Source organism: Streptomyces sp. NPDC042364 (assembly GCF_056437585.1).
This window is the reverse complement of sequence record NZ_JBWKAJ010000024.1, coordinates 65,349-86,336: the sequence shown is the minus strand read 5'-3', so window position 1 is coordinate 86,336 and position 20,988 is coordinate 65,349. Positions and strand designations below refer to the sequence as shown.

25 protein-coding genes and 1 tRNA gene are annotated in these 20,988 nt (G+C 68.2%); 23 read left to right on the top strand and 3 right to left on the bottom strand.

Annotation, left to right across the window (positions count from 1 at the left end; all coding sequences use genetic code 11):
* The first annotated feature begins 22 nt into the window (after positions 1–22).
* The 4 genes from AC067N_RS33295 (at position 23) to AC067N_RS33280 (ending at position 2,802) form a co-directional block, all read left to right on the top strand.
* Entirely contained in the window at positions 23–979 is a 957-nt protein-coding gene (locus AC067N_RS33295) for a phage major capsid protein (RefSeq protein ID WP_478682647.1), read from the top strand.
* Positions 980–1,053: 74 nt separating this feature from the next.
* The gene (locus AC067N_RS33290) at positions 1,054–2,010 is read left to right on the top strand and encodes a glycosyltransferase family 4 protein (protein WP_478682698.1); all 957 of its coding nucleotides are present in this window, start codon (positions 1,054–1,056) and stop codon (positions 2,008–2,010) included.
* A 13-nt stretch (positions 2,011–2,023) separates the two neighbouring features.
* The gene (locus AC067N_RS33285; protein ID WP_478682646.1) at positions 2,024–2,440 is read left to right on the top strand and encodes a hypothetical protein; all 417 of its coding nucleotides are present in this window, start codon (positions 2,024–2,026) and stop codon (positions 2,438–2,440) included.
* Entirely contained in the window at positions 2,440–2,802 is a 363-nt protein-coding gene (locus AC067N_RS33280) for a hypothetical protein (RefSeq protein ID WP_478682645.1), read from the top strand. The genes AC067N_RS33285 and AC067N_RS33280 overlap by 1 nt, the downstream gene beginning before the upstream one ends.
* Here AC067N_RS33280 and AC067N_RS33275 read toward each other — a convergent pair.
* Positions 2,799–3,125: a DUF4429 domain-containing protein gene (locus tag AC067N_RS33275; RefSeq protein ID WP_478682644.1), complete on the bottom strand. Its 327-nt coding sequence runs from the start codon at positions 3,123–3,125 to the stop codon at positions 2,799–2,801. The genes AC067N_RS33280 and AC067N_RS33275 overlap by 4 nt on opposite strands.
* Before the next feature lie 39 nt (positions 3,126–3,164).
* Here AC067N_RS33275 and AC067N_RS33270 point away from each other — a divergent pair, with 39 nt between their 5' ends.
* The 13 genes from AC067N_RS33270 (at position 3,165) to AC067N_RS33210 (ending at position 16,625) form a co-directional block, all read left to right on the top strand.
* Positions 3,165–3,494, top strand: coding sequence for an HK97 gp10 family phage protein (locus AC067N_RS33270; RefSeq protein WP_478682643.1), 330 nt, complete (start codon positions 3,165–3,167; stop codon positions 3,492–3,494).
* Complete coding sequence (locus tag AC067N_RS33265) at positions 3,491–3,883, top strand: phage tail termination protein (protein WP_478682642.1); 393 nt, start codon at positions 3,491–3,493, stop codon at positions 3,881–3,883. The genes AC067N_RS33270 and AC067N_RS33265 overlap by 4 nt, the downstream gene beginning before the upstream one ends.
* Positions 3,884–3,958: 75 nt before the next feature.
* Positions 3,959–4,546 carry a phage tail tube protein gene (locus AC067N_RS33260; protein ID WP_478682641.1) on the top strand — a complete coding sequence of 196 codons (588 nt, stop codon included), beginning with the start codon at positions 3,959–3,961 and terminating at the stop codon, positions 4,544–4,546.
* Positions 4,547–4,638: 92 nt separating this feature from the next.
* Positions 4,639–4,992, top strand: a complete 354-nt coding sequence (locus AC067N_RS33255) for a hypothetical protein (protein ID WP_478682640.1) — start codon at positions 4,639–4,641, stop codon at positions 4,990–4,992.
* 74 nt (positions 4,993–5,066) lie between these two features.
* Positions 5,067–5,396 carry a hypothetical protein gene (locus tag AC067N_RS33250; RefSeq protein WP_478682639.1) on the top strand — a complete coding sequence of 110 codons (330 nt, stop codon included), beginning with the start codon at positions 5,067–5,069 and terminating at the stop codon, positions 5,394–5,396.
* 22 nt (positions 5,397–5,418) lie between these two features.
* On the top strand, positions 5,419–10,320 hold the full coding sequence (locus tag AC067N_RS33245; protein WP_478682638.1) for a phage tail protein: 4,902 nt from the start codon (positions 5,419–5,421) through the stop codon (positions 10,318–10,320).
* 3 nt (positions 10,321–10,323) lie between these two features.
* The gene (locus AC067N_RS33240) at positions 10,324–12,570 is read left to right on the top strand and encodes a hypothetical protein (RefSeq protein ID WP_478682637.1); all 2,247 of its coding nucleotides are present in this window, start codon (positions 10,324–10,326) and stop codon (positions 12,568–12,570) included.
* 15 nt (positions 12,571–12,585) lie between these two features.
* Positions 12,586–13,683 (top strand): DUF5047 domain-containing protein, encoded by a 1,098-nt coding sequence (locus tag AC067N_RS33235; RefSeq protein ID WP_478682636.1) that lies wholly within the window; start codon positions 12,586–12,588, stop codon positions 13,681–13,683.
* Positions 13,683–14,411 carry a hypothetical protein gene (locus AC067N_RS33230; protein WP_478682635.1) on the top strand — a complete coding sequence of 243 codons (729 nt, stop codon included), beginning with the start codon at positions 13,683–13,685 and terminating at the stop codon, positions 14,409–14,411. Before AC067N_RS33235 ends, AC067N_RS33230 begins: the two co-directional genes overlap by 1 nt.
* An 8-nt stretch (positions 14,412–14,419) precedes the next feature.
* Positions 14,420–14,689 carry a hypothetical protein gene (locus AC067N_RS33225; RefSeq protein ID WP_478682634.1) on the top strand — a complete coding sequence of 90 codons (270 nt, stop codon included), beginning with the start codon at positions 14,420–14,422 and terminating at the stop codon, positions 14,687–14,689.
* A gap of 10 nt (positions 14,690–14,699) precedes the next feature.
* Entirely contained in the window at positions 14,700–15,329 is a 630-nt protein-coding gene (locus AC067N_RS33220) for a hypothetical protein (protein ID WP_478682633.1), read from the top strand.
* Positions 15,330–15,340: 11 nt separating this feature from the next.
* Positions 15,341–15,772, top strand: coding sequence for a hypothetical protein (locus AC067N_RS33215; RefSeq protein ID WP_478682632.1), 432 nt, complete (start codon positions 15,341–15,343; stop codon positions 15,770–15,772).
* A gap of 13 nt (positions 15,773–15,785) precedes the next feature.
* Complete coding sequence (locus AC067N_RS33210) at positions 15,786–16,625, top strand: peptidoglycan recognition protein family protein (RefSeq protein ID WP_478682631.1); 840 nt, start codon at positions 15,786–15,788, stop codon at positions 16,623–16,625.
* Positions 16,626–16,635: 10 nt separating this feature from the next.
* Here the strand turns inward: AC067N_RS33210 and AC067N_RS33205 are convergent, their stop codons facing one another.
* Positions 16,636–17,172, bottom strand: a complete 537-nt coding sequence (locus AC067N_RS33205; protein ID WP_478682630.1) for an HNH endonuclease — start codon at positions 17,170–17,172, stop codon at positions 16,636–16,638.
* Between the two features lie 17 nt (positions 17,173–17,189).
* Between AC067N_RS33205 and AC067N_RS33200 the strand changes: the two genes are divergently transcribed.
* Genes AC067N_RS33200 through AC067N_RS33185 form a run of 4 tightly spaced genes read left to right on the top strand, consistent with a single transcriptional unit; the run spans position 17,190 to position 18,873 of the window.
* Positions 17,190–17,741, top strand: a complete 552-nt coding sequence (locus AC067N_RS33200) for a 3'-5' exoribonuclease domain-containing protein (protein ID WP_478682629.1) — start codon at positions 17,190–17,192, stop codon at positions 17,739–17,741.
* Positions 17,738–18,100, top strand: a complete 363-nt coding sequence (locus AC067N_RS33195) for a hypothetical protein (RefSeq protein WP_478682628.1) — start codon at positions 17,738–17,740, stop codon at positions 18,098–18,100. The genes AC067N_RS33200 and AC067N_RS33195 overlap by 4 nt, the downstream gene beginning before the upstream one ends.
* A gap of 12 nt (positions 18,101–18,112) precedes the next feature.
* A complete protein-coding gene (locus tag AC067N_RS33190) occupies positions 18,113–18,547 on the top strand; it encodes a hypothetical protein (protein WP_478682627.1) in 435 nt (144 codons plus the stop codon).
* Positions 18,544–18,873 carry a hypothetical protein gene (locus AC067N_RS33185; protein ID WP_478682626.1) on the top strand — a complete coding sequence of 110 codons (330 nt, stop codon included), beginning with the start codon at positions 18,544–18,546 and terminating at the stop codon, positions 18,871–18,873. Before AC067N_RS33190 ends, AC067N_RS33185 begins: the two co-directional genes overlap by 4 nt.
* 17 nt (positions 18,874–18,890) lie before the next feature.
* Here the strand turns inward: AC067N_RS33185 and AC067N_RS33180 are convergent, their stop codons facing one another.
* Positions 18,891–20,099 carry an RNA-guided endonuclease InsQ/TnpB family protein gene (locus tag AC067N_RS33180; RefSeq protein ID WP_478682625.1) on the bottom strand — a complete coding sequence of 403 codons (1,209 nt, stop codon included), beginning with the start codon at positions 20,097–20,099 and terminating at the stop codon, positions 18,891–18,893.
* Positions 20,100–20,256: 157 nt separating this feature from the next.
* Between AC067N_RS33180 and AC067N_RS33175 the strand changes: the two genes are divergently transcribed.
* Both AC067N_RS33175 and AC067N_RS33170 read left to right on the top strand, forming a co-directional pair.
* On the top strand, positions 20,257–20,565 hold the full coding sequence (locus AC067N_RS33175; protein WP_478682624.1) for a hypothetical protein: 309 nt from the start codon (positions 20,257–20,259) through the stop codon (positions 20,563–20,565).
* Positions 20,566–20,880: 315 nt separating this feature from the next.
* Positions 20,881–20,957: transfer RNA gene (locus AC067N_RS33170), tRNA-Ser, on the top strand.
* Positions 20,958–20,988: the final 31 nt, after the last annotated feature.

Below are 20,988 nucleotides of genomic sequence, written 5' to 3'. Positions count from 1 at the left end.
CAGCTTCGGGAGAAGAGACATCATGGCGGTCACCGCCCCCCTCACTCTGTCCAATGTCGATGCGTCGCTTCTGCCGCGCACGATCACCGCACCGATCTTCGAGAAGTCCGTCGAGCAGTCCGCGGTCATGGCGCTGGCCCGTCCGGCGCCGCTGGCCCTGGACGCGACCACATCGGTGCCGATCCCGATGGACGTGCCGACTGCGGACTGGGTCGGCCAGGCTGCGAAGAAGCCGCTCAGTACGGGCGGCGTGGATGTGAAGCAGATGCAGGCCAAGAAGCTGGCCGTGCTCATCCCGGTCGCCATGGAGGTCGCGAAGACCAACGCGGGCGGCCTGTACGACCAGCTGCAGAAGGATCTGCCGACGGCGTTCGCGCGGGCCTTCGATCACGCGGCGATCCACGGCAAGACGATGAAGGGCGCGGCAGGCCCCTTCAGCGAGTACCTGGCCGCCACCTCCAACTCGGTGGCGCTGGGCACGGCGACGCAGGCGAACGGCGGCATCTGGGCCGACCTGGTGACCGGCATGGAAGAGGTCATCGACAGCGACTGGGACTACACCGGTACCGTCGCCGACCACCGGCTGAAGCCGAAGCTGCTGCTCGCCACCGACACCACCGGCCGACCGATCCTCGTCGACACCCAGACGCCGGGAACGGACATGGCGGCGGCGGGCACGCTGATCGGCGAGCCGCTCGCCTACTCGCGGAGCGTGTCGGGCAAGCAGCGTCGTCAGTCCGCGTCGACGGACACGGGTCTGCGTGCGATCGGCGGTGACTGGTCTCAGGCCGCTTACGGCGTGGGCATGGACATCACCGTGCGGATCTCCGATCAGGCGACCTACGTGGACGAGGAGGGCGGCGTCCACTCGGCGTTCCAGGAGAACCTGGTGCTGATCCTCGCGGAGGCGTACTACGGCTTCGTCCTCGGCGACGTCGACGCGTTCGTCAAGTTCACCGGCACCCCGAGCGGTTCCTGATGGCGAGGGCTGTCCCGGCTTCCGCGCCGGGCGGGGCAGCCAAGCCCCTGCAGATCGTCGCCCGCGTGCATGCGATGCCTCCGGAGCACAATGCCGGCGCCGAGCACATGCTGGTGTCGATGCTGCGGCCTTTGGTGGAGCGCGGGCACGATGTGTCCGTGTGGCTGTCCCGCTACGGCAGGGCTCACGAGGAGTACGAGTACAGGGGCATCCGTGTGGTGCCGCTGGAGTCGCGCCTCGATTTCCCGTCGGCGGTGCGTCGGGCGGATGTGCTGCTCGCGCATCTGGAGACGGTTCCGTCGACGGCGAGTCTGGCCCGCGGGTACGGCAAGCCGCTGGTGGTCGTCTGTCACAACACGCACCGTCCTACGTTCCGGGACGCTGCGGCGGGCGGGACGGCGTTGGCGGTCTACAACTCGCTGTGGATGGAGCGGGAGGCGGGGCTGTTCTTCGCGGAGTTCCCGAAGTCCATCCGGCCTGCGGCGAGTCTGATCGTGCGTCCGCCGGTGTTCGCCGACGAGTATGCGACGAAGCCCGGCAAGGCCGTCACGCTGATCAACTGCAACCCGGAGAAGGGCGGCAAGGTCCTCAAAGCCCTCGCCGAACGAATGCCGGATCAGCAGTTCATCGCCGTGAAGGGCGCCTACGGGGAGCAGATTCTTCCCGACTTGCCCAACGTGGAGATCGTCGACCACGTCCGCGGGGAGGACATGCGGGAGAAGGTGTACGCCCGCACGAGGGTGCTGCTGATGCCGTCGTCCTACGAGTCGTGGGGCCGGGCCGGAGTCGAGGCGCTCGCTTCAGGCATCCCGGTCGTCGCGCACCCCACGCCGGGCCTGTGCGAGTCGCTGGGCGAGGCTGGGGTCTTCGTCGACCGGAATGACGTGGCCGGCTACGAGGCGGTACTGCGGAAGTTGCAGACCGCGGCCGAGTACCGGCTTGCGTCAAAGCGCGCCAGGGCCCGTTCGGTGGAGCTCGATCCTGCTGCGGATCTGGCGGCCTGGTGTTCCGCCGTGGAGGCGCTGGCCTGAGAGGAGGCGCGCGATGGCATTCGTGGCTCCTACCGTCGAACAGCTCGGCCTGTACCTCGGGCTGGACGAGATCGACGGCAACCGTGCGGACCTGCTCATCGCCACGGCGATCTCGCTGTGCCAGACGGTCGTGAAGCCTCTTCCGGAGGGCGCGGATGCGGTTGTTCTGTCTGTGGCAGGCCGCGCCTACGTGAATCCGCAGCAGGTGTCTTACGAGACGATCGGCCCGATGTCGGTGCAGCGCCCGTCCGGGTCGGGCGGCCTGTATCTGACGAAGAGTGACAAGTCCGCGCTCAAGAGCCTCGCCGGCCGCGGGGGAGCGTTCACCGTGGACCCGACCCCCGCAACGGCGGACCCGTCGCCTACCTGGCCGATCGACGATTTGACTGGGTGGGCGGAGGACTACGAGGCGGGCTGGGGGTATCCCTGATGCCTGCACCGTTCCCGTTCGGTGAGACGGTGCGGATTGTGCGCACCGGTGAGTCTCCGGGCCGCGGGCCCCGCGGCCAGCCGCTGCCCGGCCCGGACGAGTCGTTCGACCTGGAAGGCTGCGTGGTCACGCCGCGCGCCGAGTCGCCGCAGGTGGGTGGTTCGCAGCAGCAGGACCGCGACACCGTCATCGTGGGCTGGACCGTGTACGCCCCGGCCAGTACAGCGCTGCGGACGACGGACCGAGCGGTCATCCGCGGGGTTGTCTGTGAGATCACGGGCGAGCCCGGTGATTGGGGCAGAAGCCCGTTCACCGGAGCCCGCGGCGTCATCCAGTTCGCAGCAGACCGGGTCACCGGCTAGCTGCGGGCCTGCTCCACGGCGGCAACGAGTTTCTCGGCGAGCCCGTTGGACTTGCGGGGGATGGACAGGCTGTGCGGGTCCTCATACGGCGGACGCCCGGCGTGCAGGACACCGCCCTTCTCCCCGGCGGGCAGGCTGCCCGGCAGCACGAACTGCACGTAGCCGTGCATGAGGAGTGTGGCCGCCTTGAAGCGAGTGCCGGTGATGTCGGCGGCCCGGATGCGTACAGGCGCCGGCTTGGGCCCGACGGGCGTCTTGGTGATGGTCACCCATTCCCCGTCGAAGCTGATGCTGCCGAGCACTCCCTTGACCTGAATGTCCATGTCCGTCCGCCCCCAGCGGCTTGAGTTGCAGGAGGGGCTATGGCAGCACGGTTCAAGATGAAGCGCAAAGGTGTCGGCGAGATGCTGCGGATGCCTGGTATGCAGGCGGAGATGCGCCGCCGCGCCGAGGTCATCAAGGGGGTGGCGATCGGGCTCTCTCCGGTCGACCCGAACAGCCCGCACCCCGGGCACTACAAAAACTCGTGGGAGACCGACAGCACGGCCCGCGGCGGCCGACGTAGGGATCGGGCGGTCGCCTACGTGCGGAACACGGCCTACTACGCCCGGTGGGTGGAGTACGGCACGGAGCGCGTCCATGCCCACCACGTGCTGCTGCGGGCGGCCCAGTTGGGCGGTCGGAACCAGTGACCGCGCTCGTCGATATCGAGCTGGAGCTCATCGCCCGGGCCACGGACCGCTTTCCCGATGCCGTGGTCCGGGACGAGCTCGACAACAACCTGCTGAACGAGCTGCCCACGATCCAGATCAACCAGATCCCCGGCGGCGACGATGACGGGATCCGGCTGGCGCGGATGCTCGTCGACATCAACGTGTACGCGGCCACCCGCGCGGACGCCATCGTCCTGGCAAAGGACGTTCACCAGTGGGTGACTGGGGAACTCCGCGGGTCGTCCACCGACTCCCTGGTGATCGGCCGCACAGGTGCCCTGACACTGCCCGCTGTACGGCCCTACGAGAACACGGCCCTGCGCCGCGTCGGGGCCACCTACGAAATCTTCTGCCACCCGGTCTCCTGACCGGCCTCATGGGCCCGCGCCGGACCCTTCAAGTTCCCGCCCGTGCGCGGGCTTCACGCATGTCTGGAGACAACGATGGTCAACATCACCCGCGCGGCGGATCTGCTGGAGGTCGGCGCGAACGGCGGCGGCTGGGTGGCCCCTCTGGGAACCGCCTCGCCCGGCGACCCGGAGGTTCAGCCGCTGTCGCCGTGGGCGCCGCTCGGCGCCATCTCCGACGACGGCCTGGTGCAGGGCTTCGAGGAGGACACCCAGTCGTTCACGCCGTGGGGCTACACGGCGCCGATCCGCACCACCATCACGTCCAGCCTGCGCACGTTCGGGCTGACGGTGTGGGAGGTCGGCCGCACGACGGTGCAGTCGCTGCAGTACCGCCTCGACGTCGCGGATCTGGCGCCGACGTCTGGTCTCACGTCGTTCGCGGAGACCGCCAGCCCGGTCCCGGACCGCAGGGCGTTCTGGTTCGTCGTTCTCGACGGCGACAACTTCCAGCGCGGCTTCTACGTGCCGGAGGGCGAGATCACCGAACGCTCGGACGTCACGCACAAGCAGGACGAGATCGCGGGCTTCGAGTGGACGATCACCGCCTACCCGGATGCGGCCGGCAACACGGTGTACCACTTCGACCGGGTGCCGGAGACGGCCGCCTACACCGGGTCCTGAGCTGGTGGGCGGGCCGATTCACCGTCGGCGCGGGCCCGGCCCGCCCACCTTCGTTCCTGTTGCCCGCGCCGTGATGTGAGGAGGCCCGCGCCATGCCAGCCACCAAGGACCAGATCGACGCCGCACGCGCCCAGGAGGCGGAGGCCGAGATCGACGACGGGTACGTGACCGTGCCGCTCGCCGGATACGACGGCGTCAGCAAGGACGTGCGTGCGCTGCCGGCTACCCGGTGGCGTGCGTCTGCGCTGCGCTGCCTGAACCAGGGCGACTTCGACGGGTTCTTCGAACTCGTGCTGCACGAGGACGACTACGACATCTACGAGGAGCTCGACCCGACGTCGGAGGGCATCGGCAGGTTCGCCGAGGCTGCGGCCCGGGCGGGGGAGGAGTCGCTGGGGAAATCCGGTGGACCTTCGCGGTCCTCTCGGAGCACGCGGAGGCGGTAGAGGCCGACCTGCTGGAGCGCGGCATCGACGTCCTCGACGTTCATCGGGGCCGGATGTCGTGGCGGCGCCTACGCGTGCTGATCCAGCATCTGCCCCCGGAATCTCACACGATGACGGCGCTTCGCAACGGAATGTCGGCTGAGGAGCTTGTGGCGCAGGCGGAGCGGGGTGAGCCGGAGAAGGCTCGGTGGTCGCAGCAGGAGCAGTTGCTGGCTTCGGCGGTGGATGCGATCCGCCGTGTGGAGTGGGTGCTGTGGAGCGTGAACATCGAGCAGAAGTCGAAGCGGCCTGATCCGCCGGAGCCGCTGCGCCGTCCGGGAGCGGGGCCGCGCAAGGTGAAGGCGAAGCTCAACGAGAACAGTGCGAACAAGCTGTTCCACCTGCTGAACGGGGGCGCCGCGTAGGGGCGCTGGGAGGAGGCTCCCAGTGCCCGCTATCTCCGTCGGCTCGGTCGAGGTCGATGTCGTCCCCAACGCGCAGGGCGTCTATCGGCACCTGCGCAGCGCACTGGTCCCCGCGGCAACTCGTGCCGGCCAGGATGCCGGAAATGCGGCGGGCAGGTCTTTCGGCCCCGCCATGCAGGGGCAGGTCGGAAACGTCGGCCTCCAAATCGGGCAGCAGATCGGCCGGCAGATCGCCAGCCGCATCACGGCGTCTTTGCGGGACTCGCTGCGCGACGGCATCACCCAGGGTGGGCGGGCCGCACGGCCAGCAGCCGCACGGCAGGGCGAACAGGCGGGCGGCGCCTTCGCGCGGTCCCTCAGGGCCCGCCTGGAGGCGGCATTCCGCAGCATGCCCCGCCTAGATGTGCGGCTGTCGGACACCGGCGTGGATGCGGACCTGGCGCGGCTGCGGGCCCGACTGGAGACGCTGGCCGGGAAAACGATCGGCATCGACGTCGACGCGGCTACCGCCCGTGCGGAGGCCGCGGACATCGAGGAGCGGCTGCGTCGTATCGGAGCCGCGCACCCGAACGTCGCGGTCCGCGCGGACACGGCGGCGGCGATCGCCCAGTTGCAGGCGCTGCAGGCGCAGATCGACGAGGTCACTGCGGACCCGGCACGGGTGCGGGTGGAGACGGACGGCACGTTCGGGCAGCGCCTCCGCGCCCAGGTCCAGGCCGCCGAAGCCTCGCTCCCGAACATCAACCTGACCGCCGACTCGTCCGATGTCGACGTTGAGATTGCCCGGCTGCGCGCCCAGCTGACGGCGCTGCGGGATGTCCGCATCGGCGTCGATATGGACGCCGCGACGGCGACCGCGCGCATCGACGCGATCCAGGCCCGCCTGCAGAGGCTCGCAGCGTCGGACGCTGACATTGCGGTGCGCGTCGACGCGGGTGCCGCGGTTGCCCAGCTCGCGGCGATGCAGGCCCTGGTGAACCGGCTGGACGGCCAGACCGCCACGGTCAACGTGCACGTGTCCGGCATGCAGATGCTGGTCACGGCTGCTCTCGCGTTCGGCCCGGCGATCATCCCGGCGCTGCCGGTGGTGGCGGCCGGTCTGGGCGCGGTGGCCGCGGCGGGGACGGCTGCGGCAGCGGGTATTGGCGCTGTGGGCCTTGTGGCGCTGCCTGCCTTGAAGGGCATCGGGTCGGCGCTGCAGGCGCAGAAGGCTGCGCAGGATGCGGCCACGAACGCCACCTATCAGGGTGGTGCCGCGGCGGGGCAGGGGGCGAAGCAGGCGCTGTCGGCTGCAGGCGCGCAGCAGTCGCTGGCGTCGGCGCACCGGAATGCGGCCCGCCAGATTTCCCAGGCGGAGCAGGCTGTCGGCGACGCGGTCCGTAACAGCGCGGAGGCGAACCGGCGGGCCGCCGAGCAGGTCGTACAGGCCAAGCGGGGGCTGGCGGACGCGGTCCGTCAGGCCGCGGACCAGCAGCGGGAGGCCGCCGAACGCGTCATCGACGCGGAGGAGTCTCTGGCTGACGCGCAGCGGTCCTCCCGTCAGGCCCAGCAGGACCTGACGCAGGCCCGCCGGGATGCGAAGGCGGAGCTTGAGGAGCTCGGGGATCGTCTGGCGTCCGCTCAGCTGTCGGAGCGGGATGCGGCGCTGTCGGTGCAGGAGGCTCTGCTCCGGCTGAACGCGGTCCGTGCCAAGGGCGCCGCCGAAGGCAGCCTGGAGCTTCAACGCGCCCAGCTGGCCTACGACCAGTCGGTACAGCGACTGAAGGAGCAGAAGACCGAGACGAAGAACCTGGCCGCGGAGAAGAAGGCCGCGGACAAGGCCGGCGTGGAGGGCTCAAGGACCGTCCTCGACGCGCAGAAGCGTCTCGCGGACGCGGACAAGTCGGTCGCCGATCAGCAGAAGCAGCTGGCCAAGGCACGCGCTGATCAGAAGCGGGCTGCGTTGGATGGTGCGCGGTCTATCGCGGATGCGCAGCAGCGGGTTGCGGAGTCGCAGCGGAACCTGACGCGCACGCAGGAGGATGGTGCTCGGTCGGTTGCGCGGGCGCAGGAGAGTCTGGCGGCGGCGCAGCAGTCGGCGGCGGATTCGATTGCGTCGGCGCAGCGGCAGGTCGCCTCGTCGTCGCTGTCTGCGGCCGGCGGGATTGATCAGGCTGCGGTGGCGCAGGCCAAGTATGAGGCCGAATTGGCGAAGCTGACGCCGTCGGCGAGGGACACATTCAACGCGTTCGTCGATCTTCGGTCGGCGTTCGGCGAATGGTCGAAGAGTCTCCAGCCGAAGGTGATGCCACTGTTCACGCGCGCCCTCAACGGGATGCGGCGCGCCCTGCCTGGTTTGACGCCGTTCGTGACTGAGGCGGCGGACGCAATCGGTGAGCTGCAGGACCGGGCCAGCCGCGGCTTCAAGTCGCCGTGGTGGAAGTCCTTCAAGAAGGATCTGCAGGGCTCAGTGAAGCCGGCGATCGTCGGCCTGGGTGTGGCGTTCGGGAACATCTTCAAGGGCATGGGTGGCGTGATCGGCGCCTTCCTGCCTCACATGGACGACATCTCCGGGTCCATGCAGCGGATCACGAAACGGTTCGCTGACTGGGGCACATCGCTCAAGGGGAGCCCGGAGTTCGAGCGGTTTTTGTCGTATGCGGCCGAGATGGGGCCGCGTCTCGGTGACGCCCTCGGGAAGATCGCGATGGCGTTCTTCTCGATCGGACAGGCCCTGTCGCCGGTGTCGGGTCCGCTGCTCGCTTTCCTGGGGGGACTGGCCGAGGCGATCGGGATCGTTGCCGAGAATGCGCCGTGGCTGGTGCAGGGCATCTGGCTGGCGGTCGTGGCGATGCGGGTGTGGACGATCGCCCAGTGGGCGCTGAACGCGGCCATGAGCGCCAACCCGATCACTTTGATCATCCTCGGGATTGTGGCGCTCGTCGCGATCGGCGTGTGGGCGTTCAACAAGTTCCCCTGGTTCCGGAACCTGGTGCTGTCGGCCTGGAACGGGATCAAGACGGCGTCGCTGTGGCTGTGGAACACCGTGCTGAAGCCGTTCTTCGCATGGTTCGGTCAGATCATGGTCTGGCTGTGGCAGCGGATCATCCGGCCCTACATCGGGTTCCTGATCGCCTACTGGAAGACCGTCGCTCAGGTCGCGATGTGGCTGTGGAATACGGCGCTGAAGCCCTTCTTCGTCTGGTTCGGCGGGGTTGTCGTCTGGCTCTGGCAGAAGATCATCAGGCCGTACATCGGCTTCTTGATCGCCTACTGGAAGAAGGTCGCCGACACCGCCGTCTGGCTGTGGAAGACCATCCTCGCGCCGGCCTTCCGCGGCATCGGGTCCATCATCTCGTGGTGGTGGACGAACATCGTCAAGCGCTACTTTGGGTTCGTCCGCGGGGCGATCAGCGTGCTGGGCGATGTGTTCCGCTGGCTCTGGCAGAAGGTCATCAAGCCGGCCTGGAACGGAATCTCCTCCGCTATCGGTGCTGCCTGGCGTAGCGGGATCAAACCTGCGTTCGATGCGGTGCGCGGTGCGGTCCGCCGTGTGGCCGAGGCCTTCGAGACAGCCCGCAAAGCCATCAAGATCGCATGGGACAAGCTGAAGGGCATCGCCCGCACCCCGGTCCAGTACGTCGTCGATGTCGTCTACAACAACGGCATCCGCGGCGTCTGGAACAAGGTCGCCGGCGCCTTCGGGGCGAAGAAGCTCGACAAGTTCACCTTCGCCTCCGGCGGCATCATGCCCGGCTACACACCAGGCCGGGACGTCCACCGGTTCGTTTCCCCGACCGGCGGGGCGCTCGAACTGTCGGGCGGCGAGGCCATCATGCGACCCGAGTTCACGCGGGCTGTCGGCTCCGGATTCGTCGGCGCCATGAACCGCATCGCCAAGTCCCGAGGGTCTCAGGGCGTCAAGGCTGCCCTGGCCCCGGTGTTCGGCGGTAACCCGGACACGCCGACCGACACTTCCCTGAGGTATGCGAGCGGCGGAGTGGTGCAGCGGTTCGCGGACGGCGGCATCTTCGACTGGATCGGCTCTGCGGCCTCGAAGGCGGCCGGTGCTGGATCGGCCGCCTGGAACGGCATCAAGGCGACCACCTCGTGGCTGGGTGACTCCCTGGAGGAGTCGGCGCGGGCCGGGGTGAAGAAGGTCGTCGACCCGCTGCTGAGGTCCTTCCCCGGTATGGACACCGGGATCGGCCGCATGATCCGGAAGATCCCTGACCGGATCATCGACACCCTGTTCGGGTACACCAAGAAGGCCGACAGGAAGGGCGGCGGCGGAATCGGCGGCCCGAAGATCCAGGCCGCCACGAAATGGGCCAAGACCCAGCACGGCCTGCCCTACCAGTGGGGCGGCAACGGGCATCCCTCGTGGGACTGCTCGGGCTTCATGAGCGCGATCGAGTCCGTGATCCGCGGGCAGAAGCCGCACCGCAGGTGGAGCACCCACGCCTTCAAGGGCGGCACTCCGCCCGGCTGGGTGAGGAACGGCAAGTCCGCGTTCCGCGTTGGCATCACCCATGCCGGCGTCGGCCACACTGCGGGCACCATCGGAAAGACCAAGGTGGAGTCGCGCGGCGGCGACGGCGTGGTGGTGGGCCGGCGGGCCCGCGGCTACAACGACCGCCTGTTCAGCAGCTGGTACGGGTTCATGCCGGGCAAGTACGACTCGGGCGGCTACATCCCGCCCGGCCTCAACCTGGTCTACAACGGCACGGGCAGGCCGGAACCGGTGTTCACGACAGCCCAGGCCAACGCGCTGACTTCGCTCGCATCTCGCGGGCAGGCCGGCGGGGCGGCGAGGTTCGAGGGCGACCTCTACCTCGACTCCGGTGAGTTCCTCGGCCGGGTGCGAGGCGAGGCGCGACAGATCGTGGACCAGAACAACAGCGAGCTGTTCACCGCCCTCGGGGCCCGACCTGCAAGGAGGTGACCGGTGGCGATCCCCGGCAACTTCTTGTCGGTGACAACCGAGTCGGTTGACCCGAACACCTCCGGGTGGGCGGCCAAGCTGAACTGCACGCTGCTGCTCGGCGCGGGCGGCAGGAACGGCGACGGCTGCGTGCAGATGAGGTCGACGGCGTCTGGGGAGATGCAGGCCCGCACCTACTCCTCCTACGCCGTCACCGTCGGCGAAACCTACTGGACGTTCGCGGACGCCAGCGGGTCCACGATCCCCGAGCGGATCGGGATCCGCTGGCTGAACTCCTCCGGCACGGAAATCTCCATCACCTGGTCGCTGACGACTGCCGCCGCGTCGGCGACGTGGCACCGCATCTCCGTCGGCGGGGTGGCACCTGTCGGGGCGGCCCGCGCGCAGGTGCTGGTGTCCGCGACAGCAACCGCAGGCAACCAGAACACCTACTTCGAGAACGTCTACTTCGGCTATCCCCTGCGATTTGCGTTGAATCTGCTGTCGTTCGACGCGGAGCAGCAGGAGATCAGCGGCACGACGTGGGCGGCCGAGGCGAACTGCACCCTCTCCCGCACCGCGCCAGTCGCGTCCTGGCCGGTCGACTGGTACTACTCGGGTGGCGAAGTCCTCACGCTGACGGTGACGGCGAACGGCAACGCGTCCGCACTGTGCACCGAGCGGCCCGCGGTGACGCCGGGGGTGGAGTACTTCGGGTACGCCTACCTGAGTCCGCCGACCGTCGGATCCACATGCTGGGTGGAACTCCGCTTCTACAACTCGGTCGGCACCCAGATCCAGGCCACGCGCTCAATCCTCGCGCCGCCGGGACCGGACTGGTACCGGCAGACAGCGTCCGCAGTTGCCCCTGTCGGCGCTGCCACGGCGTCGCTTGCCGTTGGGATCACGTCTGCTACAGCCGGGCAGGTGATGCGCAGCGAGGGCGCGGTGGTCAAACAGCGCACCACCTCAACGGTCAGCAGCACCCCTGACCCCAGCGTGGTGCTGTACTCGGACGCCAACTTCGAGCAGGGCGTGGGCCAGTGGACGGTGCCGTCCGGGGTGGCGACTCTCGCCCGCTCCACGCCGTGGGGTGCGCAAACCTACCAGGGCAGCTACAGCCTCACCGTCACGAGCGGCACGGCGACGGCCAGCACGATCCGCTCGGGCCAGTACGCGGTGACGGGCGGCGTGAACTGGCGGCTCAAGGTGTCCGCGAAACGAGTGGCCGGCGGCTGGACGCTGGCTTCTTCGGTCCGCTGGTTCGACGGGGCGTTGAGCCTGATCAGCACAACGTCCAGTGTCGCCGCAGGCATACCGTCTGACGGCCTCTGGTACATCCTGCAGCAGGACTTCACAGCCCCTGCGAACGCGGCATTCGCCCAGATCGACTACACGCTGACCGCCACCTCGGCGAGCAGCACCCTGCAACTCGACCTTGTGCAGCTTCTGCAGGTGCTGCCGGCGACGGCCGTCGAGGTCGACGATGCGACCGCATCAGCGCAGCTGACACTCCGCGAGATCAACACCTCTCAGTTGATGACCGTCTACCGGGTCCTCGACGACGGATCCAGAACACTGGTGCGCGGACCGTCCGGGCTGATCGAACTGCTGTCGTCCACCGCTGATACGTCCGTCATCACCGACTACGAGGTGCCGCTGGGGGTGCCGTTCTCGTACCGGATCGAGTTCTACAGCGCCACCACCGGTGCCTTGGCCGCATGGCGGACGACCAGCGTCCTCACCATCGACCCGGGCGACATCAACTACGCGTGGTTGAAGGACCCGCTCCGCCCGCAGCTCAACCGGCGGGTGCTGGTGAAACTGGCCCCGGACTGGCAGCAGCCCATCGAGCAGAACGTGATGAGGCCAGCAGGCCGCCAGAACGCGGTGGTGCTGTCGCGGATCCGGTCGGGCCGCGAAGGATCGCTGGTGGTGTGGACGCAGTCCGACGACGAGCGGGACGCCATGCGGTTCCTGATGGCGACCGGGAACGTCCTGCTGTGGCAGTCAGCGCCGGGAATGGGCGAGCCGGACGTGTACGTGTCCGTCGCGCAGACGTCTTTCCCCCGGGTCAGCCCTTTCGCGCCGGAGGCGTGGCGGGAGTGGACGCTGCCGTTGACCGAGGTGGACCGGCCCACGGGCGGCACCAGCGGCTCGGCGACGTGGACAGTACGGGACGTGGGCATCGAAAACGCCAGCGCTCTCAGCCTGATCGGCCGCTACGCAACCGTTCTCGACCTGGTTCTGGACCAGCGCACCGGAGGCTGAGAGGCGGGTGACCTCGTGTATCCCGTCCCCTCGGCCCGGTTCCTGCCGGCGCTGCGCGAGTCGCACGTCCCGTACACGCAGGTGCAGTTGCTGCGGGCTGACGGCGTCGTTCAGACGCTGGAGCACACCGATGGCAGTGTGACTGTGGACCGTGGCAGTGCCGTGCGCCGCACGTGCACGGTCACGGTACCGGACACGAGCCTCATCCCCATGACGCTCCCGACCCAGTCGGCGATCTACGGGGGTCGGCTGCTGATTCGCCGCGGCGTCGTCTACGGCGACGGCAGCGTCGAGTCGGTGCCGCTGGGCCTGTTCCGTATCGACTCGATCGACGGCGATCCGACGCTCGGGCCGGTCACCATCAACGGCTCGGGCCTCGAGGCTCAGATCGCCGACGACAAGTTCCTCACCCCGTACACGACGCGGGGCGGCACCGCCGCCGTCACCGCGATCACCGGGCTGATCCAGGACTCGATACCCGGCGCGGTGGTGGTGAACAGGGCATCGGACGCGACGCTCGGCACGATGACGTGGGACGCGCAGGGCGACAGATGGGCGGCAGTGCAGGAGTGCGCCACTGCGATCGGCGCCGAAGTCTATGCGGATGCCGACGGCCAGTTCATTATCGCCGAGCTCCCCGACATGCTGACCGCTGCGGTCGCCTGGGAGGTTGATGCCGGCGCCGACGGTGTCTTGATCTCCGCGAGCAGGTCGTTCTCCCGTGACGGCATGTACAACGTCGTTGTCGCCAGCGGCGAGAACGCGGAGGACAACGTCGCCGCGGTGTCGGCTACCGCCTCGGACACTGATCCGACCAGCCCCACCTACGTATCGGGGCCGTTTGGGCGGGTGCCGAAGTTCTACTCGTCCGCCACGATCATCAACTCGGGGCTGGCGCAGGCCGCGGCGGCCAAGCTGCTGCGGGATGCCCTCAAGCCGACCGCCACCGTGTCGTTGACGTCGCTGCCGAACCCGTGCCTGGAGCCGGGCGATGTCCTGCGCGTCACCTACGAGGACGGGCAGCGCGAGCTGCAGCAGATCCAGTCCTTCTCGATCAGCCTCGGCCTCGACTCCATCACCATCGCCACCATCGGCGGAAAGCAGGACACCTGATGGCCGGCCCCAGGGACGTGGCCGCCGCCATTGCCGCAGCCGCCGCTCAGGCCGGCCGTGACGACCCTGATGTGCGCCGCGCCGATGTGCAGTCCGGCACTGTCACCGCGGTCGGCGTCACACCGGGAACTGTCGACGTCGGCAGCATCCGAGCCCGCCGCTTGGAGTCCTACCAGAACCCGACCGTCGGCGAGCAGGCGCTCCTCGTCCAGTCCGGCACCGGCAACTGGTGGGCGGTCGGCCGGCCGGCGTCCGCCGCCTCGCCGCTCGGCCTGCCCCTCTACCGGTACAAGTCGGCGCACACCGACCGCGCGTCCACCACGACCCTCACCGACGACCCGGACCTCACCGTCACCCTCGACGCGAACGCCGTGTACGTCGTCGAGTTCCACCTGCACTATGCGGCCACCGACACCGCCCGCATCAAAACGGCGTGGACGGTGCCCGCCTCCGCGGCCGGCAATAGGTCCGCGGTGGGCCCTGACCAGGGCGTGATCCTGTCCGGCTCGTCTGGCGGAACAGGGCGTTGGGGAGTCCACAACTTCGGCACCAACTGCATCTACGGCACCCGCAACGATGCCGCCAACCAGTGCTCCGCCCTCGAAGAAGCCACCGTGATCACCACCAGTGGGGGGACGTGCGCCCTGCAGTGGGCGCAGGTCACCAGCAGCGCCACCGCCACCCGGATGGGCCAGGGCTCGTGGATGCGAGCCACCCGAATCGCATAGGAGACCTGATGCCCCTGCAGTGGAGCACCCCCACCGCACCCGAGTTCCCGATAGCGCCGACCAGCGTGAAGGTGTCGGCGACGAAGGATCTCGGTGACGGCACCAACGTGTCCCTGGCCGGGCAGCTCGCCCTCGGAGTGGAAGGCCCCGAGCCCTCCGAGGAGGACGTCCTCGGCTGGCTCGGCGTTGTCTACGACGCGCTGAAGACGGACGGCTGGACGGTTGGCCTGAGGTTCGAGGAGACCGCGGTGTCTCGGCGTCACATCGAGGAAGTCTGAGGAGGCCACCGTGCCGACGACGGACACGTTCGGGCAGGGTTTCACAGCCCTCGACTACGGAGACGTCCCCGACCTGAAGGTCATGGGCGACGGCCTGCTGAGAATCGCCGGACAGACAGTGATGCGGTTCGCGACCGCCTCAGCCCGCAACGCCACCCTGACCGCGCCAGTCGCAGGCATGACAGCGTGGCTGAACAGCGAACAAACCCTCACCGTGTACGACGGCACGGCGTGGGTGGCGATCGCCTCCGGTACGCAGGCGTGGACGAACGTCAGCCTCGCGGCCGGGTTCAGCAACAACGGCAACAGCAACGGCAACCTGCAGTACCGGGTTGTGAACCTGTTCGGGGAGAACACGCTGATGCTGCGGGGCGGCATCAACGTCACCTACTCCGGCTCCCCGTCGGTGATCGCGAATGGCGGTGTCGTCACAAACACCGCCCTGCCTGTCGCCGCACGGCCGACGTCGCTGCGCTCCCTGACGGGCGCCTGCTCAACCACGAACTCCGACGTCCTCTCCGTGAAGATCGACATCGCCACCACCGGTCACATCCAGATCGTCGGCACCACATCGTCGACCGCCACCCCGAAGATCCAGCCGCCGTGGGTGAGCTTCAACGGCGTCTTCTGCAGCCTGTAGGGAGGACCGCCATGGCTACCGAGTGCAAGCTGTACCGCGGCGACAAACCGCAGATCATCCGGCCGACCACATGGACGCTGGTCACCTTCGAGAAGGTGCTCGCCAACGACCGGTTCATGGCCCGCGACTACTCACTGATCATGCCCCCGTTCGACGGAAGCTTCACCTGGGGCCGGAACCTGCGCTGGGCCGCCATCACCATCCCCGAAGGTGACCTCCGCCCCCGGCAGATCATGTCCCGCTTCGTGCGTGACCCGCACGGTGTCCGCGATGACACCGGCGCCGACGACCGCCTCGCCACACCGGGCCGCTCGTGGCAGACCGTCACGTGGCCGTTCGCCGGGAAGGCAGGCCAGGGGGTCGGCGTGGAGGTGTGGCACGACCACAACGATGACTGGCCGCTGGAGCATGCGCAGTTCGTCGGCACGACCTGCGATTACTGAGAGAAGGCAGACCATGGCTTGGTATCCGGGCGCCGTGAAGATGGAGCTGCAACCCGAGTCGGACGATCAGGCGGCGATCCGGCCGACGCAGTTCATCATGCACAGCATCATCGCCCCGTGGACCGCGAAGCGGGTCTACGAGTACTGGCGCGACAGCACCAACCTGGAGTCCCACTTCGGCGTCGACTATGTGGGCGACGTCGGCCAGTACATCGGCACCGAGACCCGAGCGGACGCCAACGCCGGCGCGAACAGGCGGCCGGATGGCACGGGCGCGGTGTCCGTCGAGACCGCGTCGAACTTGCAGGGCTCGGACCCGTGGAACGACAAGCAGGTCGAGGACCTGATCGCCATCGGCGTCTGGCTCCACCAGCAGCACAACATCCCGCTGCGGATCTGCCGAACCCACGACGACCCCGGATACGGCTACCACTCGATGTTCCCCCAGTGGTCGACCAGCGGGACCGCCTGCCCTGGCGCGGCCCGTATCAAGCAGTTCCGTGAGGTGGTGTTCCCGGGCATCGTCGCCCGCGCCACCGCCAGCGAGGAGGACGACATGCCCACACCTGCCGAAGTCGCGAAGGCGGTGCTCACGTTGGACGGGGTCATCTCCGTTCCGGGGGCGCCGGCCACGAACCCGACGTGGACGCTGTCGAGCGTGCAGACGGAGATTCTGAAGCGGCTCGACAAGGTTGCGGCGACGGAGGCGGCGCAGACGGCTGCGATCGTCGCGCTCGCCAACCAGCTCGGGGAGGACGTGGACACGGCGGCTGTGGTCGCCGCGGTTCAGCAGGCCATCAAGGACGCCGTCATCAAGGTCGACGTCGACGTGTCCGGGCCGAGTGCCGCATGACCGCGATCGACTACGACCCGTACCGGGCGATCACCTCATGAGCCCAGGCCAACATGTCCTCGACGCGCTGACCGTTGGGCTGGAACTTGACCCACAACTCCAGGTTCTCCAGCCGGTTGTCCTGCTTGTCGCCGTTCTTGTGGTGCACGTTCTCGTCTGGGCGAAGGGGGCGGCCCAAGTGGCGTTCCATGACGAGGCGGTGCTCCAGAACCCAGAGGTTGTCGCCGACGGCATCGGGACGCCGTACCCGTATGTAGCCAGCCTTGGTGACGTATCGGCCCTCCAGCGAACGGCGACCTCGTTTGACGCCGGGGCTACCGCGCCCCGGCCCGGCGAGCGGGTCTCCGTGCCGTCGTTGGCGGTTGGCGTGGCCGCTGCACAGGTCAGCCGTGTGGGCCTTGAGTTCGCAGCCGTCCACTCGACAGGCGGGGCGTTCGGGCCTGTGGAGCCACCAGTACTGGTAGCAGCGTCGGCACAGCCTGCGCGCCTTGTACTGGATCGGCCGTTCGCAGTCCTCGGTCGAGCAGGTGCCCTCTTGTTCAAGCATGAGAGGATTCTACCGTCTTGAACCTGTACTACGACTTGGAGTTCCTGGAGGATGGTCGCACCATCGAGCTCATCTCGATCGGCATGGTGTGTGACGACGGCCGCGAGTACTACGCCGTCAGCCGGGACATGCCCGTGCGGAAGATCCGCAAGCACAGGTGGCTGATGGAGAATGTCGTCCCGAGTCTGCCGAAGGGGCACGGAGACCGACGCAACCACGTGCCGAAGTCCTGGCTGTTCGACTACGCAGACCCCGTGGTGAAGCGGCGCGAGCGGATCGCCGACGAGGTCATGGACTTCATCCGTGCCGCCGGGCCCGACGTGCAGCTCTGGGCCAACTACGGCGCCTACGACCACGTGTGCCTAGCCCAACTGTGGGGTCGCATGATCGACCTGCCTGAGGGCGTGCCGATGTTCACCAACGACATCCAGCAGGAGCGCGCCCGACTCAGCCTGTCCTGGGACGACCTGCCAAAGCAGGAGGCCGGCGAGCACAACGCGCTCGCAGATGCCCGCCACAACCAGCTCGTGCGGCGGTGGCTCGCCGAGCAGGAAGCGAGAACCTCATGAAGACCATCCTCGGCAGGGAGCCCGCTCTCTGGCTGAACAGTCTGTCCGCTGTGCTCGGCCTCGTCGTCACGTTCAACGTCGGCCTCACCGAGGAACAGGCAGGCTGGGCGGTAGCAGGCGTGTCCGCGATCCTCGGCGCTATCGCCGCGGCACTCACCCGGCCGATCGCCGTACAGGCATTCACAACCCTGGTGGCGACCATCGCCTCCGCAGTAGCCGCCTTCGGGTACGAGGTAGCGCCCACCACGACAGCCGCCGTCAACGGCGTTGTCCTCGCCGTGCTCATGTTCATCACCCGCGGCCAGGTGTCCCCGTCGACCCCGACGGCACCAGCGGGCGGCGCCGTTCGGAGGGTGTAGGTGCGGCGCCGGGTGGCCAGCTGGTTCAGTGGTCACCTCGGCCGACGCGGGCCATTCCTCGTGTTCATGGGCGTCGGCAAAGTCTGCTGGGGCATCGGCCTCATCATCGAGCCGCCACCCGGCATGGGGTTGACGCTCCTCACTCGGTACGCGCCGCTGCACTGCTGGGCGTGGATATGGGTGCTGGCTGGCATCACCACCTTCACATCCGCGTGGCTGCGATTCGGCCGCGACGGCTGGGGCTTCGTCGCCGCATCCGTGCCACCCGCCCTGTGGGCATTCGCCTACGGCTGGGCCGGCGTCGTCGGGGACTACAGCCGCGGCCTGTGGATTTTCGCCTGGTACATGACGTCGCACTGCGGGGTGATCTGGTGCGCCTCACGAGTTCCACCTGAGGCCGGATCACCCGGACCCCTCGGCCGGGTGGTTGAGGGGAGACCCGGATGAGCGGTATCTGGGGCGTTGTCGGCGCGTGCATCAGCGTCATCGGCGTGATCACCATGGCAGTACTGACATACCGTGGGACACGCGCCGCAGCACGCATCAACGCTGCACCGACCCAACGGCAGGTCGACCTGTCAGTGCTTCAGGCCTCGGTGGAACGCCTGGAGAAGGAATGCGTCGACCTTCGCGCCGAACAGACCCGGACCCGCGGTGTGCTGTGGTCGATCAGCCGATGGGCGCTGCGCCTGCGGGACCAGGTCGTCGCGCTGGAGGGCACCCCAGAAGCTCCACCCGAAGACGTGGAGAGCTATTACCGAACTGGAGTGTGATTGACATCCTCCCCCGCCTAAAGGCGGGGGATTCCAGCGGTCGCCCGCTGGGGTTCCTGCTTCACCGACGACCGCCCCGCCCGGGATGACTCCCGTTGAGGTCTTACACCGTCTCCACAGGCAGACGCCGCCAGCCCGGCGGCCAGGATGTTGCGTGCCGCGTTCACGTCGCGGTCATGCACGACGCCGCAGTCGCACGTCCACTCCCGGACGTTCAGCGGCATCTTCGCCGCGACCGTACCGCAGGTTCCGCACAGCTTCGAGCTGGGGAACCACCGGTCGATCACGACGAGTTCACGCCCGTACCAGGCGCACTTGTACTCCAACATGGAGCGGAGCTCCGTCCACGACGCGTCCGAGATGGCGCGCGCGAGCTTGCCGTTCTTTAGCAGGTTGCGGACGGTGAGGTCCTCGATCACGACCGTTTGGTTCTCACGGACGAGACGAGTCGACAGCTTGTGCAGGAAGTCCCGGCGCCGGTCAGCAATCCGCGCATGGACCTTGGCGACACGGCGCCGGGCCTTCTCCCGGTTTGCCGAGCCCTTCGCCTTCCGCGACAGCTCACGCTGCGCCTTGGCGAGCCGGGCCCGATCACGGCGCTCGTGCTTCGGGTTGGCAACCTTCTCACCGGTCGACAGGGTTACGAGGCTGGTTATGCCCGCGTCAATGCCGACCGCGTTCGTGGTGGCCAGGGCCGGAGCGATGCGATCGTCACACAGCATCGACACGAACCAGCGTCCGGTGCTGTCGCGGGACACGGTCACCGTCGTCGGCACCGCCCCCTCGGGGAAGGGACGCGACCAGCGGATGTCCAGCGGGGCGGACATCTTGGCCAGCGTCAGCTTCCCGTCCCGGAACTTGAAGCCGGAGCGGGTGTACTCGGCCGACGCGCGGGACTTCTTCCGGCTCTTGTGCCGGGGGTACTTGGCGCGCTTGGCGAAGAAGTTCCCGAACGCCGTCTGGAGATGGCGGAGCGCCTGCTGGAGCGGGACGGAGGACACCTCCGACAGGAAGGCGAGTTCCTCGGTCTTCTTCCACTCTGTCAGTGCGGCGGAGGACTGCACGTAGGAGACACGGCGCTGCTCGCTGTACCAGGCCCGCGTGCGTTCCTCCAGCGCCTTGTTGTAGACGAGGCGCACGCAGCCGAACGTGCGGGACAGCTCAGCTGCCTGCTCGTCCGTGGGGTAGAAGCGGTACTTGAAAGCCCGCTTGACCTGCTGCGCCATGCCTTACATTCTATCAGCCCCCGTGTTAACGGCGGCTCTTGGTCGGTGGGGGGCGCCGGTCCCCCCTGGCGGCGAACCGGCTTTCCCTGCCCTGCTCCGCAGGAGCTTCGTATCCTCCCCGCCCTAAAGGACAGGGTATCCACGAAGGAGACCGCCGATGAAGGTGACAGCCCAGGCGCCGCGACCCGACACCAGCGCCGCCGACGCCGGCACTCTCGAGCAGATGGGCCGCATTCCACCCCAGCCGACCCCGTCGGCAAGACCCGATCCGCCATCAAGGCCGACGCCGGCCGACGAGGCTGAGGAAGCGGCGCTCACAGCCGCGCTCGCCGATGCTGGCGTCACCGCCACGGCCGCCGACCGCGCTGCAGTGCAGGCCCTCGCCCGACTCGACGCAGCCACAGTCGAAGCGGTCACCCGGTGGGTGAAGACCAAGAAGGACAAGCCGGAACCCTCCGGCAAGTAGGAGGCCCTGTGCCTGAAGAAGACGAGACGCCGTTCTGGCTGTCGCCGCGGCCGTTCCTCGAACCGAGACTCCCGCCGCTTCCGGACGACGACACTTCCTGAACCTCGCTTGACGTTCGCCCCGCTGCCACACGGCGGCGGGGCGCTTCGCCATGTCCGGTGCACGAGTTGCGGCTATCCACTGGACTCATAACCGGTTGTACCGGTTACAGTGGGGGTCACAACTTCATGCACCTCCCGGTGCGCAGGCCCGCGGCTACTTCTTTGGAAAAGTGCCGCCGCAGGCCGACTTGATCTCGGGAGGCACAGCATCGGGGGTGCCCGGTGCGCAGGTCAGGGGTACTTCTCCTGCTAAGAGAGAGACGCGGGTTCGAATCCCGTCCGACGCCCCCAGCGTTGGTAGCTCAGCGGCCCAGAGCGCTAC

Excerpts from the sequence above, each read along its gene's own strand:
- AC067N_RS33295 (WP_478682647.1), top strand. The coding sequence starts at position 23 with ATGGCGGTCACCGCCCCCCTCACTCTGTCCAATGTCGATGCGTCGCTT.
- AC067N_RS33290 (WP_478682698.1), top strand. The coding sequence starts at position 1,054 with ATGCCTCCGGAGCACAATGCCGGCGCCGAGCACATGCTGGTGTCGATG.
- AC067N_RS33285 (WP_478682646.1), top strand. The coding sequence starts at position 2,024 with ATGGCATTCGTGGCTCCTACCGTCGAACAGCTCGGCCTGTACCTCGGG.
- AC067N_RS33280 (WP_478682645.1), top strand. The coding sequence starts at position 2,440 with ATGCCTGCACCGTTCCCGTTCGGTGAGACGGTGCGGATTGTGCGCACC.
- AC067N_RS33275 (WP_478682644.1), bottom strand. The coding sequence starts at position 3,125 with ATGGACATTCAGGTCAAGGGAGTGCTCGGCAGCATCAGCTTCGACGGG.
- AC067N_RS33270 (WP_478682643.1), top strand. The coding sequence starts at position 3,165 with ATGGCAGCACGGTTCAAGATGAAGCGCAAAGGTGTCGGCGAGATGCTG.
- AC067N_RS33260 (WP_478682641.1), top strand. The coding sequence starts at position 3,959 with ATGGTCAACATCACCCGCGCGGCGGATCTGCTGGAGGTCGGCGCGAAC.
- AC067N_RS33255 (WP_478682640.1), top strand. The coding sequence starts at position 4,639 with ATGCCAGCCACCAAGGACCAGATCGACGCCGCACGCGCCCAGGAGGCG.
- AC067N_RS33230 (WP_478682635.1), top strand. The coding sequence starts at position 13,683 with ATGGCCGGCCCCAGGGACGTGGCCGCCGCCATTGCCGCAGCCGCCGCT.
- AC067N_RS33225 (WP_478682634.1), top strand. The coding sequence starts at position 14,420 with ATGCCCCTGCAGTGGAGCACCCCCACCGCACCCGAGTTCCCGATAGCG.
- AC067N_RS33215 (WP_478682632.1), top strand. The coding sequence starts at position 15,341 with ATGGCTACCGAGTGCAAGCTGTACCGCGGCGACAAACCGCAGATCATC.
- AC067N_RS33210 (WP_478682631.1), top strand. The coding sequence starts at position 15,786 with ATGGCTTGGTATCCGGGCGCCGTGAAGATGGAGCTGCAACCCGAGTCG.
- AC067N_RS33205 (WP_478682630.1), bottom strand. The coding sequence starts at position 17,172 with ATGCTTGAACAAGAGGGCACCTGCTCGACCGAGGACTGCGAACGGCCG.
- AC067N_RS33195 (WP_478682628.1), top strand. The coding sequence starts at position 17,738 with ATGAAGACCATCCTCGGCAGGGAGCCCGCTCTCTGGCTGAACAGTCTG.
- AC067N_RS33185 (WP_478682626.1), top strand. The coding sequence starts at position 18,544 with ATGAGCGGTATCTGGGGCGTTGTCGGCGCGTGCATCAGCGTCATCGGC.
- AC067N_RS33180 (WP_478682625.1), bottom strand. The coding sequence starts at position 20,099 with ATGGCGCAGCAGGTCAAGCGGGCTTTCAAGTACCGCTTCTACCCCACG.
- AC067N_RS33175 (WP_478682624.1), top strand. The coding sequence starts at position 20,257 with ATGAAGGTGACAGCCCAGGCGCCGCGACCCGACACCAGCGCCGCCGAC.